Consider the following 12,960-nt stretch of genomic DNA (forward strand, 5'->3'; position numbering starts at 1 on the left):
CGCGCCCCGTGTTGTCCACGGGGCGTTTTTGTTTGGCAGCGATCGTCCGTCTGTGGCGGCGGACTCGCTCGTCCCACGACCGCATCCCGCCTGGCGGTGAATGTGTTTGTCCCTTGTCTGTGCAGGTTAAGTTGATGCCCGAAACCGGCTATTTCGCAGTCTTCCTTATCGGTCTGCTTGGCGGCACCCATTGTGTCGGCATGTGCGGCGGCATCGTCAGCGCGCTGACCGTGCAGCTGCCCGGCCAGCGGCGCAGTGACTGGCCTTTGCACCTGGCCTACAACGTCGGGCGGATCAGCAGCTACACGCTGGCCGGTGCGGCGATGGGGGCGATCGGCACTGTCGGGCTGCTGTTCAACGACTTGCTACCCATCCAGCTGGCCTTGTACGTGCTTGCCAACCTGATGCTGGTGGCGCTCGGACTCTACCTGACCGGCTTCACTCTGGCCCTGTCCGGTGTCGAGCTGCTCGGCCAGAAGTTGTGGGCACGCATCCAGCCGCTGACCCGGCGCTTCCTGCCGGCGCGCAGCGTGAGCCAAGCCTTTCCGCTCGGGCTGTTGTGGGGCTTTCTGCCCTGCGGCCTGGTCTACAGTGTGCTGGCGACGGCGCTGGTGACCGGTTCGGCGGAGCGCGGTGCGGGTTTGATGCTGGCTTTCGGCCTTGGCACGCTACCCAATCTGCTGCTCGCCGGCATGCTGCTCAAGCGCTTGCGCGACGTGGTGCGGAACCGGGCGGTGCGTACGGGCTCCGGCCTGGTGGTGCTGGCCTTCGGGGTGTATGGCCTGGTGACGACACCGACCCTCGGCAGCAATCTGTGGAATGGCGTGGTTTGCCATTTCTGAGTCTTTCTGGAAGGCGGAGTGAGTCATGAAAATCCTGCTGGCCGTCGATGATTCTCCGGTAGCCCAGCGCGTCGTCGATCAGGTGATCACCCTGGCGGATCAACTGAAGAGCGTGCCGGAAGTGCATGTGCTGTATGTGCATCCGCCGATTCCCATCGAGTTCGCGACCCGCCACGTAGCCCGCGAGGCCCTGGATGCCTATTACCGCGACGAGGGGGAGGGGGTGCTCAAGGTGCCGCTGGCCCGCCTCAAGGCGGCGGGGTTGCCAGTGACGCCGCATATCCACGTGGGCCAGCCGGCCGATGTGGTGCTCCATCGAGCGGCCGAGCTCAAGTGCGATTACCTGTGCCTCGGTCGCCATGGCCGCAGCGTGGTGGCCGATCTGTTCGTCGGTTCGGTCGCGACACGGGTGCTGCAGCGGGCCACGCTACCCGTGCTGCTGGTGGGCTGAAGGACCTTTGCGATGGGGCACGAGTCAGGTACGCGTTACGACCTGCCGGTCTCCGGAATGAGCTGCGCGGCCTGTGCGACGCGGCTCGAAAAGGTCCTCAACCGATTGCCCGGTATCCGCGCCGAGGTCAATTTCGGCACCGGCAAGGCGCGGCTGGCCGCCGGGCCCGATGGGGCCGGTGCACCGGACATCCTGGCGGCGATCCACAAGGCGGGTTTCGATGTAGCGCCGCAAACGCTGCAACTGAGCCTGTCCGGCATGAGCTGTGCCGCCTGCGCGGCGCGTATCGAGAAGGTCGTCAATCGCCTGCCCGGGGTGGAGGGCAGTGTCAATTTCGCCGCGGAAACCGCGCGCGTCCGCTATGTGCCAGGGCTGTCCGAGCCGGCGGCGATCATCGCGGCGATCCACAAGGCCGGCTTCACTGCGACCCCCGTCATCGCCCGCGACCGCGAGGCCGACAAGCAGCGCAAGGAGGCCGAGTTCCGCGCCGAGTTGCGGCTGTTTTGGATCTCGGCGCTGCTCAGTGCGCCCTTCCTGGTCCAGATGATCGGCATGTTCTCCGGCGGGCTGGACGCCTCTGCCCACCACGCGGAGTGGCTGCCACGCTGGCTGCAGAGCCTGCTGGCGACCCCGGTGCAGTTCTGGATCGGGCGGCGTTTCTACAAGGGCGCCTGGTCGTCCCTGCGCGGAGGGGGTGCCAACATGGATGTGCTGGTGGCGCTGGGCACCAGTGTCGCATACTTCTTCAGCCTGGTCGTGGTGGTGTTCGATCGCCACGATCTGCACGTGTATTTCGAGGCCTCGGCCAGCATCATCACGCTGGTGTTGCTCGGCAAGTTGCTGGAAGCGCGGGCACGGGCGCGTACTTCGGCGGCCATCGAGGCGCTGCTGCGTCTGCAGCCGCCCACCGCCTGGGTCGAGCAGGATGGCGCATTGCAGGAGGTTCCGGTCGAGCGCGTCGTGGCGGGCACAGTCTTCGTGCTGCGTGCCGGCGATTCGGTGCCGGTGGATGGCGAGGTGTTGAGCGGTGAATCGTCGGCCGACGAGGCGATGCTGACCGGCGAGAGCGTGCCGGTGCCCAAAAAGACCGGCGACAAGGTTTTCGCGGCGACCGTCAATGGCGATGGCGTGCTGCGCTGCCGGGCCACCGGGGTCGGCACCGAGACGCTGCTGGCCGGCATCGTGCGTCTCGTCGAGCAGGCCCAGGGCGGCAAGCCGGCCGTGCAGAAACTGGCGGACCGCATCGCTGCGATCTTCGTGCCGACGGTGGTCGCGGTCGCCGTGCTGACCTTTGCCGCGTGGTGGTGGCTGGGCGGCGAGCTGGCGCCGGCCCTTGTCAATGCGGTGGCGGTGCTGGTGATCGCCTGTCCCTGTGCGCTGGGTCTGGCCACGCCGACCGCGGTGATGGTCGGGACCGGGCAGGGCGCCCGCGCCGGCATCCTGGTGCGCAACGCCGAGGCGCTGGAACTGGCCGAGAAGATTGCCGTGCTGGCGGTGGACAAGACCGGCACGCTGACCGAGGGACGCCCGGCAGTGCTGGATGTTCGCCCGCTGGAGGGCGTGGCGGCGAACGACTTGCTGGCTGTCGCGGCGGCGGTCGAGCAGGCCAGCCACCATCCGTTGGCCAAGGCTGTCGTTGCTGCGGCGCAGGCTGCCGGCCTGCAGTGGAGCCTGGCCGACGCGGTACAAACGAGCGGCGGCAAGGGCGTCAGCGGTCGTGTCGATGGGCGCGAGGTGTGGATCGGCTCGCCGGAGTTCCTGGCCGGGCAGGGGGCAGAGCTGCCGGCCAAGGTGCTGCAGCCCCTGCTCGATGCGGCCTTGACGCCGGTTGGCGTGGCGGTCGACGGGCAGCCTTGGGGCGCGCTGGGGCTGGCCGATCCGCTACGCGCCAGTTCCCGGGCAGCGGTGGCGCGCCTGCAGGCGCTCGGCGTGCGGGTCGTGATGCTGACCGGCGATCATCCGGCGGTGGCGGCGCGCATCGCGGCGGAAGCCGGCATCGGCGAATACCGCGCCCAGGTGCTGCCGGGCGAGAAGGCTGCGGCGGTGGAGGCCCTGCGCGGCAGCGGCCGCGTGGCGATGGTCGGCGATGGCATCAACGATGCGCCGGCGCTGGCGGCGGCGGATGTGTCATTCGCGATCGGAGCGGGTTCCGACGTGGCCATCGAGGCGGCCGACCTGACGCTGGTGCGCAACGACCTGAACAGCGTGGCCGACGCGATCTCCCTGTCGCGGACGACGCTCGGCAAAATCCGCCAGAATCTGTTCTTTGCCTTCATCTACAACGTGCTGGGCATTCCTGCCGCGGCGCTGGGCTTGCTCAATCCGGTGATCGCCGGTGCGGCGATGGCCATGAGTTCGGTGTCGGTGGTCAGCAACTCCCTGTTGCTGCGGCGCTGGCGCCCGGGAAAATCCGACTGAAAGGACGAACGATGGAAAACGTGGTGATCAAGGTGGGCGGCATGAGCTGCCAGGGCTGTGTGAAGAACGTGACCGGCGCGCTGTCCGCGACGCCGGGTGTGGTCAGCGTGGAGGTTTCCCTGGAGCAGGGCGAGGCGCGGGTCAGCTACGACCCGGCCAAAGTGTCGGCCAACGCGCTGCGCACGGTGATCGAGGACGCCGGCTTCGACTCGGATTGAGCGCTTTCCGTCATAAGGGTTTGTCCCAGCGTCACAAGGCTCACTTATAATGCTGAGCTGTCTTATATCTAATAACGGGAGGTAGTGATATGGGTTTCGATCAGGTCAAGGCCGGTAAGGACGTTCCGAACGACATCAACGTGATCATCGAGATCTCCGCTCAAGGCGATCCGATCAAGTTCGAAGTGGACAAGGACAGCGGTGCCGTCTTCGTTGACCGCTTCATGGGCACCTCCATGCGCTATCCGATCAACTACGGCTACGTGCCGCACACCGTTGCTGGCGACGGCGACCCGGTGGACGTGCTGGTCGTGACCCCCTTCCCGCTGCAGCCGGGCGTGGTCATCCGTGCCCGTCCCGTCGGCGTGCTGAAGATGGAAGACGAAGGCGGCGTGGATGCCAAGGTCGTCGCCGTGCCGGTGTCCAAGCTGACCCCGCTGTACGACAAGGTCCAGACCATCGACGATCTGCCCGAGCTGCTGATGAAGCAGACCGTGCACTTCTTCGAGCACTACAAGGATCTCGAGCCGGGCAAGTGGGTCAAGGTGACCGGCTGGGGCTCCGTCGAAGACGCCAAGAAGGAAATCCTCGACGGCCTGGCTGCTGCTGCCAAGTAAGCGCCTGCCTGCTTTGATGGATAAAGGCCCGCGTCATGCGGGCCTTTGTTTTTTGGGGCTTTCGTTTGTCGCGACGCCCGTCACACTGCCTGACCGGCCGCGTAGCCCGATGCCCACGCCCACTGGAAGTTGTAGCCACCCAGGTGGCCGGTGACGTCCATCACTTCGCCGACGAAATACAGACCCGGCACTTTCCGCGCTTCCATCGTCTTTGACGACAGTTCCCGCGTGTCCACGCCGCCGAGGGTGACTTCCGCCTTGGCGTAGCCGAGGGTGCCATTGGGCGTGATCGTCCAGCCGGCCAGGGCGGCGGCGATGGCGTCCAGCTCCTTTGGGTTGAACTGGTTGGCCGGGCGGTTCCAGCCGCGTTGTTCGCACCAAGCGTGGGCGAAGCGCTTGGGCAGGCGGTCGGCGAGCAGGTTGGAGAGCAGGGTCTTGCTGCGTGCCCGTTCGCCGAGCCAGGCGCGGACGTCTTCGGCGGGAAACAGGTTGACGACGACCTGCCGGCTGCCGTCGCTATCGCCGTAGTCCCGCGCCTGCCAGTAGGACGACACCTGCAGGATCACCGGGCCGGACAGGCCGCGGTGGGTGAACAGCAGATTCTCGCGGAAGTGCCCGGTGCCGCATTCGGCGACCGCATCGAAGGCCATGCCGGCCAGCTCCTTGTAGATGGCCAGTTCTTCCGGCGGCAGCGTCAGCGGCACCAGCGCCGGTTTGGGCGGCACGATGGCGAGGCCGAACTGCTCGGCGATCCGGTAGCCCAGCGGCGAGGCGCCGATCTTGGGGATCGACAGGCCGCCGGTGGCGACCACCAGGCTTTCGCAGCTGAAGCGGCCGTGGCTGGTGTCGAGCAGGAAGCGCGCTTCGGGTGTGCTGCCGGCCGTCACGCCGTTGAGTGTGCACGGCATCGCCCAGCGCACGTCGCCGTTTTCACATTCGGTGCGCAGCATGTCGATGATGTCCTGGGCCGAATCGTCGCAGAACAGCTGGCCGTGTTCCCGCTCGTGCCAGGGGATGCCGTAGCGGGCCATCAGGTCGAGGAAGTCGGCGGGTGTGAAGCGGGCCAGCGCCGAGCGACAGAACTGCGGGTTGCGCGACAGGTAGTTGGCGATGCCGACCGTCAGGTTGGTGAAGTTGCAGCGGCCGCCGCCGGAGATGCGGATCTTCTCGGCGAGCTTGGCGGCGTGGTCGAGGATCAGCACGCGTCGGCCGCGCTGGCCGGCCTGGGCCGCGCACATCATGCCCGCCGCGCCGGCGCCGATCACGATGACGTCGAAGTGGGTGCCGGCTGCAGGTGGTTTGGTGTGCGGATTCATGGACTTGGCGAGCGGAGGTAGGGCCGGAAAGGGCGGGGAGCATAGACCCTGGCTTGCGTCAGGGCAAACACTGCTTACATCGTCATTTGCCTGAATGGCTTACGCTGCTAGGCTTGATGAATATTGAACGAAAAGCTCGCCCGCGCCATCCGCGCGGAGAACAAGGGACAAGAACATGATCGAAAAGCTGCGCGTCGCCGGACGTCCGGCGAAATGGGCGCTGCGGGGGCTGGCGGCGGTGGCCTTGGTGGGGGTGGCGGGGTTCTGGATTGCGCCGCCGCTGGTCAAGTCGGTGGCCGAGAAGCAACTCGGCGAACTACTGCATCGCCAGGTGACGATAGAGGGGCTGTCGATCAACCCCTATGCGCTGTCCGCCGAAGTGCGCGGTTTCCGCATGCTGGAGCCGGACGGCAAGAGTCCGGCGGCGAGCTTCGCGTCGCTGTACGTGAACGTGGAGGCGGAATCCCTGCTGCGCGGTGGTGTAGTGGTGGAGGAGGTGAAGCTGGTCGAGCCGACGGTCAGCGTGGTGCGCCTGGAAGGCCAGCGCTACAACTGGTCGGATGTGATCGACGAGATCCTCAACAAGCCCGACGACGGCTCGAAGACCCATTTCGCGGTGCATAACATCCGCGTCGAGAAGGGGCGCATCGATTTCGACGACCGGCCGCTGAAGCAGAAGCAGGTGGTGTCCGACCTCGATCTGGGCGTGCCCTTCGTGTCCAACCTGCCGTCCCAGGTGGAGACCTTCGTCGAGCCGCTGCTGGCGCTGAAGGTGAATGGGGCGCCTTTCGTCGTGAAGGGCAAGTCCAGGCCGTTTTCCCTCACCCGCGAGTCGGTGGTCGGCCTCAAGTTCGACGGCTTCGACCTGACCCGCTACGTGGATTACCTGCCGGTCGAGAAGACCTTCCGCCTGCCGAGTGCCAGGCTGTCGTCCGACCTGGAGCTGAGCTTTGCGCAGCCGGCGGGCCAGCCACCCAGCGTGAGCGTGAAGGGTTCGGTCGGGCTGGATGGCGTCGAGGTGCAGCATGCAGACGGCCAGCCGGCGATCAAGCTGGCAGCGCTGAAGGTCGGTATCGACAAGCTTGTGCCGCTGGCACGTGAAGCGGTCATCGGCACGGTTTCCATCGAAGGGCCGGACGTTACTGTGGCGCGCAAGCGCGACGGGGCGATCAGCCTGCTCGCGCTGCTGCCGAAACCGGCTGCCGCTCCTGCCAATGCGCCCAAAGCGCCAAAGCCGACCGAGCCGCAGAAAGCCGCCGAGGACAAGCCCTTCGCGCTGACGCTTAACGAACTCAAGCTCACCGGTGGGCGCATTGCCTTCAGTGACGATCTGCCCGCCGGCCCCTTCCGCAAGACGCTGCAGGACCTGCACGTTTCCCTGCGCAAGTTCAGTCTGGCCGGTGGTGCACCGGCGGAGCTGGAGGCGGGCTTCGCCACCGATGCGGGCGAGCATGTCGAGCACAAGGGCAGTGTGGACGTGGCGGCCCTCAAGGCCTCCGGTACGCTGGAGCTGAGCGGTCTCGACCTTGTCAGTCCCAAGCCGTATTACGCGCCTTTCCTGAAACAGGGCGAGGTGGCGTCCGGCAAGGTGGATGCGCGGCTGACCTACGATTTTGCCCAGGAGTCCGGCGAGCCCAAGGTCCAGGTCAAGGCGGAGAGCGTTGCGCTGAAGGACCTGGGCGTGCGCCTGAAGGGCGACAAGACGCCGCTGGCGCGGGTTGGCCTGCTCGAACTGCGCGATACCGAGGTCGATACGGCCGCGCACCGCGTGACGATCGGCGAGGTGCTCGGTAAGGCAACGCGCCTGTCTGTCGTGCGCGGCAAGGATGGCCATTTCAATGCCGAGCAGTTCGCCGCCACCGGCGACGCACCGTCAGCCAAGGCGTCGGCCGCGCCGGCGCGCAAGCATGGGGCGGCACCCGCCAAGAAGGCGCCGGCCGGCCCCGACTGGCAGGTGAGCGTCAAGCACGTGGCCCTCGACGACTGGGGTGCGCGCCTGGAGGACCAGACCCTGGCGCCGTCCATCGTCTTCAACGCGGAGCCGCTGGCCATCAAGGTGGATGGCTTGTCCACCGCCAAGGGCAGCAAGGCCAGGGTGGATGTGCGGGCGGCGATCAACAAGCGCGGCAAGATCGGCGTAGCCGGAACGGTCGGCCTGGCGCCGCTGGCCGGCAGCCTGGACCTGGATCTCAAGGCGGTCGACCTGGCGATGCTGCAGCCCTATGTCACCGAGAAGGTGAAGATCGCGATCACCCGCGGCAACGTGACGTCCCGCGGTAAGCTGGCCTTCGAGCTGCCGGCGGCTGGCGGCGTGAAGGGCGGCTTCAAGGGCAATCTGACGGTGGGCGATTTTGCGTCGGTGGACAAGCTCAACGCGGCCGACTTCCTGCGCTGGAAGTCCCTGTACTTCGGCGGTGTGGACGTCCGCCTGGCGCCGCTGGCAGTGAGTATCGACGACATCGCGCTGAGCGACTTCTACACCCGCCTGATCCTCGACGCCCAGGGCGGCCTCAACATCCGCGAGATCACCGCCCAGCGGGCCCAGGAGCAGAAGGATGAGCAGGACGCCGCGAAGAAGGCCAACGGCGGCAAGCTGCCGACGCCAGGCGTGGCGACGGCGCAGTTGCCACCTGCCGCGTCGACCGAGCCGCTGCCGCCGGTGTCGATCAAGCGGATCACGCTGCAGGGCGGCAACATCGCCTACAGCGACCGTTTCATCCGGCCCAATTACGACGCCAACCTGACCGGCATGGGCGGGCGCCTGGTCGGCCTGTCGTCCGATCCGGGCACGATTGCCGAGCTGGAGTTGCGCGGCAAGGTGGACAACGCGGCGCCGGTGGAGGTTGTCGGCAAGCTCAATCCCTTCCGGCAGGACAAGGCGCTGGACATCAAGGCCTCGGTGAAGGATTTCGAGTTGTCCGGCGTGTCCACCTACGCCGGCAAGTATGTCGGCTACGGCATCGACAAGGGCAAGCTGTCGGCCAGCGTCAATTACAAGATCGAGGACCGCAAGCTGACCGCCACCAACCAGGTCTTCCTCGACCAGTTGACCTTCGGCGACAAGGTGGACAGCCCGGACGCCCTCAAGCTGCCGGTGCTGCTGGCGGTGTCGCTGCTGAAGAACAGCCGCGGCGAGATCGACCTGGACCTGCCGATCGGCGGTTCGCTGGACGATCCGCAGTTCAGCATCGGCGGCATCGTCTGGAAGGTTCTCGTCAATCTGATCGGCAAGGCGATCACCTCGCCCTTTGCCTTGCTCGGTTCGATGTTCGGCGGCAACAGCGAGGAACTGGCCTGGCTGGAGTATGAGCCGGGCTTCGCGCGCCTGTCCGACGGCGCCGACGCCAAGCTGAAGGCCATCGCCAAGGCGATGACCGAGAAGACCGGCCTCAAGCTCGACATCGCCGGCCGCGTCGATCCACAGGCCGACCGGGAGGGCCTCAAGCACGCGCTCATGCTCGGCAAGGTCGAAGCACTGAAGATCAAGGACATGGCGAAGAAGGGCGAATCGCTCGGCGAGGACGGCCGCGTGCGCATCGACGACGCCGAGTACCCGGCGCTGCTGACCCGCGTCTACAAGGACGAGAAGTTCCCCAAGCCCCGCAACCTGATCGGCCTCGCCAAGGACCTGCCGGTGCCCGAGATGGAGAAACTGATCCTCGCCAACACTACCGTCAGCGACGAGGATCTGCGCCTGCTCGCCCAGCAACGTGCCCAGACGGCCAAGAACTGGCTGCTCGAAAAAGGCCAGGTGCCGGCCGACCGGGTCTTCCTGCTGGCGCCGCGGGAAGGCGACGACGGCAAGGCCAAGGCGAAAGCCAGCCGGGTGGATTTTTCCCTGCGTTGATGAAGGAGGAGATTCCGATGAGACCGCAGAAACTGGACGAGGCGCAGCGCCAGGCGGCGTTGGCTGATTTGGTGGGATGGCAGCTGGAGCCCGATCGCGATGCGATCCGCAAGCAGTTCCGCTTCGCCGACTTCAACGCGGCTTTCGGCTGGATGGCGCGGGTCGCGCTGATGGCGGAGAAGCTCGATCACCATCCGGAATGGAGCAATGTCTATAACCGGGTGGAGGTGGTGCTGAGCACCCATGATGCCGCTGGCCTGACCGAACTGGATATCGAGCTGGCCCGTTTCATGGACCGGATCGCGGCCTGAGCGGCTTGCCGCGTTGTCGCGGCGCAACATGCTTAATGGCCGTCAGGGTGCTAATCTCCGCGGCCTGCCTGTACTGTTTCTGATGGTTTTGGCATTTTTTGAGGGCGCCTCCGGTGGCCTTGTTTGCGGGAAAGGACTGCCTATGCATCTGACCTTTGACTGGACCGTCGCCCTGCGCCGTTCGCGTCAGCGTGTGGCCGCGGCCCGCTCGGAGCAGGATGCCGGCCGTCGTAGCTGGAAGCGCTTTCCCTACGGCAACCGGGTCTATCGCTATGGCGGAACCGCCTTGTCGAGCAACTGGGCGCGTCTGCACCGCGGCGATCGGGCGCCCTATCCGGACCTGGCCAGTCTGCATGCGCTGCTCGACGCCAACCCGGCCCTGCTGGCCCACGTGCCGGATCCGGCGGTCGTATTGCCGTTGGTCGAGGAGGCCTGGCGTGCCTACCACGCGGGTGATTTTGCCGACGCCGTCGAACACGGATTGGCGGCTGGGCCGGTGGGGCTGGTCGTGGCGGCACGGGCGGCTGTGGTCTATGCCGCCCATCTGGAGGAGGACGAGCCGCGGCGGATCCGGATCCTCGAAGAAACCGTCGAATTCTGCGCTGCGCTCACCGAGCTGGCACCGAACTGGGCCAATGCCTGGTACGTGCATGGTCTGGCGCTCGGGCGTTACAGCCAGAGCATCTCGGTGGTCAAGGCGCTGGCCCGTGGATTGGGCGGCAAGGTGCGGGACTGCCTGCAGCGGGTCGTCGAACTGGATAACGATCACGCCGATGCCTATGTGGCGCTGGGGGTCTATAACGCCGAAGTCATCGACAAGATCGGCGGTGTGGTCGCTGGCCTGACCTATGGCGCCCGCAAGGAGGCGGTCATCGAGCACTTCGAAACGGCCCGCCGGCTGAATCCCCAGTCGCCAGTGGTATTGGCCGAGTACGCGCGATCCACGCTGCTGGCATTCGGTTCCGCGCAGCAGGGCCGTGCCCACGAGTTGTTTGCGGCGGCAGGCGCCTGCCAGCCGGTGGATGCGCTGGAGCGCCTGGACGTGGAGTGGGCGCTCAGCGAAACCGAGTAGGCACGGCGCCCGTCGGGCCGGGCGGCGGGGCGTCAGGTCTTGGAGCGGACCAGACGGGCTTTTTCGCGCTCCCAGTCGCGTTCCTTCTCGGTTTCCCGCTTGTCGTACTGCTTCTTGCCCTTGGCTAGGCCGACGCTGATCTTCACCCGGCCCTTGGCGTAGTGCAGGTCGAGGGGCACCAGCGCATAGCCGGCGCGTTCCACTTTGCCGATCAGCTTGGCGATCTCCTCGGCGTGCAACAGCAGCTTGCGGGTGCGGGTCGGGTCGGGGTGAATGTGGGTGGACGCGGACTCCAGCGGGGTGATGTGCATGCCGACGATGAAGATCTCGGCGCCACGGATCACCACGTAGCTTTCCTTGATGTTGGCACGCCCGGCGCGGATGCCCTTGACCTCCCAGCCCTCGAGAACGAGGCCGGCTTCGTATTTGTCCTCGATGAAATAATCGTGGAAGGCCTTGCGGTTGTCGATGATGCTCATTGGCGTAGGCTTGAACGGACGCGTAAAATCGCGCATTTTAACAGCTCGGTAGTTCGCCCGCGCCCCAATGGCAGCCGTCAAGAAAATCGTCCTGATCGAATTCACTCCGGCCCAGATGTTCGATCTGGTGGACCGCTGCGAGGATTACCCCAAGTTCCTGCCCTGGTGTGGGGGCAGTGAAGTGCATGGCCGTGACGACAAGATCACCAAGGCCACCCTCCACATCAACTACCACGGTATCAAGTCCCACTTCAGTACCGAGAACGACAAGGAATACCCGCGGCACATGCACATCCGCCTGACCGACGGGCCCTTCACCCACCTGGACGGCAGCTGGGACTTCATTGCGCTGGGTGACGCCGCCTGCAAGGTCGAGTTCAACCTGCATTACGAGTTTTCCAGTCGCCTGATCGAAAAGGCGGTGGGGCCGGTGTTCAGTCACATTGCGAACACTTTTGTCGATTCGTTCGTCAAGCGCGCCTCGCAAATCTACAGCAAGGGCTGACATGTCCGATTCGATCTCCGTCGAAGTCTGCTACGCGCTCAAGGAGCGCCAGGAAGTCGTGCGCCTCAAGCTGCCCGCGGGCAGTACGGTGCAGCGGGCCGTGGACGCCTCCGGGTTGCTCCAGAAGCACCCCGAGATCGACCTCGCCAAAACCAACAAGCTCGGGGTGTTCGCCAAGCTGGTCAAGGCCGACACGGTACTGCGGGACAAGGACCGGGTGGAGATCTACCGACCGTTGATCGCCGACCCCAAGGAGGTGCGCCGCAAGCGTGCCGAGGAGGGCAAGGTCATGAAGAAGGGCGGTGGCCTGGCTGAGGCCTGAGTCAGCGCAGGCAGGTGGGTTTGACGGCCTGGGGTGCCGCCTACTGGCAGCTTCGTTCCAGATACTGGCGGATGCGTGCCACGTCGCCCGCTCGTTCGTCATCGCCGATGAACACCTGTTCCCCGGCCTCGTTGACACGAACGGTCGGCTGACCGCTTTCCAGGCCGGTCAGTTGCTGACGGAAGCGCGTGCAGTCCTGTTGCTGCTGTTCTTCGGTGGCTTGCTGCTTGCGGGTTTTTTCTTCGGCCTCGGCCGCGGCGGCGCGGCGCTTCCGAAAAGCCAGTTCCTTTTCCGCGAAGGTCTGGGGAACGTTGCCGCTGGCGGCCTCGGATACCGCCGGACGCGGCGCCAGCGGGGCCTGCCGCACGGTACGGGTTGGCGCGTCGGGTGGCGGGGCGTCGGAATAATGGACACGGCCGCTGGCATCCTTCCAGCTGTAGATGGCCTGGGCGAGGACTGCCGGGGCGGCGCAGGTCAGCAGAACAAAAAGAAGCTTGCGCGGCATTCGGGACTCCGGTAAGACAAAGCTTTTGCCGCGGGGCGGCAAGCTGCGTATAATACG

At 66.0% G+C, this 12,960-nt stretch carries 13 protein-coding genes; 10 read left to right on the forward strand and 3 right to left on the reverse strand.

The window, feature by feature from the left end; all coding sequences use genetic code 11:
- Nucleotides 1-134 precede the first annotated feature (134 nt).
- The 5 genes from B4920_RS02185 to ppa all read left to right on the forward strand — a co-directional run bounded on the left by B4920_RS02185 (nucleotide 135) and on the right by ppa (nucleotide 4,546).
- Nucleotides 135-842, forward strand: a complete 708-nt coding sequence (locus tag B4920_RS02185) for a sulfite exporter TauE/SafE family protein (protein WP_079432953.1) — start codon at nucleotides 135-137, stop codon at nucleotides 840-842.
- 25 nt (nucleotides 843-867) lie between these two features.
- Nucleotides 868-1,293 (forward strand): universal stress protein, encoded by a 426-nt coding sequence (locus tag B4920_RS02190; RefSeq protein WP_079432954.1) that lies wholly within the window; start codon nucleotides 868-870, stop codon nucleotides 1,291-1,293.
- Between the two features lie 12 nt (nucleotides 1,294-1,305).
- The gene (locus B4920_RS02195) at nucleotides 1,306-3,711 is read left to right on the forward strand and encodes a heavy metal translocating P-type ATPase (protein ID WP_079432955.1); all 2,406 of its coding nucleotides are present in this window, start codon (nucleotides 1,306-1,308) and stop codon (nucleotides 3,709-3,711) included.
- A gap of 11 nt (nucleotides 3,712-3,722) precedes the next feature.
- Nucleotides 3,723-3,929: a heavy-metal-associated domain-containing protein gene (locus tag B4920_RS02200; protein WP_079432956.1), complete on the forward strand. Its 207-nt coding sequence runs from the start codon at nucleotides 3,723-3,725 to the stop codon at nucleotides 3,927-3,929.
- An 89-nt stretch (nucleotides 3,930-4,018) separates the two neighbouring features.
- A complete protein-coding gene (gene ppa / locus B4920_RS02205) occupies nucleotides 4,019-4,546 on the forward strand; it encodes an inorganic diphosphatase (protein WP_079432957.1) in 528 nt (175 codons plus the stop codon).
- Between the two features lie 80 nt (nucleotides 4,547-4,626).
- Here the strand turns inward: ppa and B4920_RS02210 are convergent, their stop codons facing one another.
- On the reverse strand, nucleotides 4,627-5,862 hold the full coding sequence (locus B4920_RS02210; protein ID WP_079432958.1) for an NAD(P)/FAD-dependent oxidoreductase: 1,236 nt from the start codon (nucleotides 5,860-5,862) through the stop codon (nucleotides 4,627-4,629).
- Between the two features lie 175 nt (nucleotides 5,863-6,037).
- Here B4920_RS02210 and B4920_RS02215 point away from each other — a divergent pair, with 175 nt between their 5' ends.
- The 3 genes from B4920_RS02215 to B4920_RS02225 all read left to right on the forward strand — a co-directional run bounded on the left by B4920_RS02215 (nucleotide 6,038) and on the right by B4920_RS02225 (nucleotide 11,092).
- Nucleotides 6,038-9,709 carry a DUF748 domain-containing protein gene (locus B4920_RS02215; protein ID WP_079432959.1) on the forward strand — a complete coding sequence of 1,224 codons (3,672 nt, stop codon included), beginning with the start codon at nucleotides 6,038-6,040 and terminating at the stop codon, nucleotides 9,707-9,709.
- Nucleotides 9,710-9,726: 17 nt separating this feature from the next.
- The gene (locus B4920_RS02220; protein ID WP_088179363.1) at nucleotides 9,727-10,020 is read left to right on the forward strand and encodes a 4a-hydroxytetrahydrobiopterin dehydratase; all 294 of its coding nucleotides are present in this window, start codon (nucleotides 9,727-9,729) and stop codon (nucleotides 10,018-10,020) included.
- A 142-nt stretch (nucleotides 10,021-10,162) separates the two neighbouring features.
- Entirely contained in the window at nucleotides 10,163-11,092 is a 930-nt protein-coding gene (locus B4920_RS02225) for a hypothetical protein (protein ID WP_216819709.1), read from the forward strand.
- Nucleotides 11,093-11,124: 32 nt separating this feature from the next.
- Here B4920_RS02225 and smpB read toward each other — a convergent pair whose 3' ends face one another.
- Complete coding sequence (gene smpB, locus B4920_RS02230) at nucleotides 11,125-11,571, reverse strand: SsrA-binding protein SmpB (protein WP_079432961.1); 447 nt, start codon at nucleotides 11,569-11,571, stop codon at nucleotides 11,125-11,127.
- Between the two features lie 67 nt (nucleotides 11,572-11,638).
- Between smpB and B4920_RS02235 the strand changes: the two genes are divergently transcribed.
- Nucleotides 11,639-12,076, forward strand: a complete 438-nt coding sequence (locus B4920_RS02235) for a type II toxin-antitoxin system RatA family toxin (protein WP_079432962.1) — start codon at nucleotides 11,639-11,641, stop codon at nucleotides 12,074-12,076.
- Nucleotide 12,077: 1 nt separating this feature from the next.
- On the forward strand, nucleotides 12,078-12,398 hold the full coding sequence (locus tag B4920_RS02240; RefSeq protein WP_079432963.1) for an RnfH family protein: 321 nt from the start codon (nucleotides 12,078-12,080) through the stop codon (nucleotides 12,396-12,398).
- A gap of 40 nt (nucleotides 12,399-12,438) precedes the next feature.
- On the opposite strand, the gene B4920_RS02245 is transcribed toward B4920_RS02240, so the two are convergent.
- Nucleotides 12,439-12,903 (reverse strand): DUF4124 domain-containing protein, encoded by a 465-nt coding sequence (locus B4920_RS02245; protein WP_079432964.1) that lies wholly within the window; start codon nucleotides 12,901-12,903, stop codon nucleotides 12,439-12,441.
- Nucleotides 12,904-12,960 lie beyond the last annotated feature (57 nt).

The sequence above is a fragment of the Zoogloea sp. LCSB751 genome (assembly GCF_002028455.1).
Taxonomy (GTDB): Bacteria; Pseudomonadota; Gammaproteobacteria; order Burkholderiales; family Rhodocyclaceae; genus Zoogloea.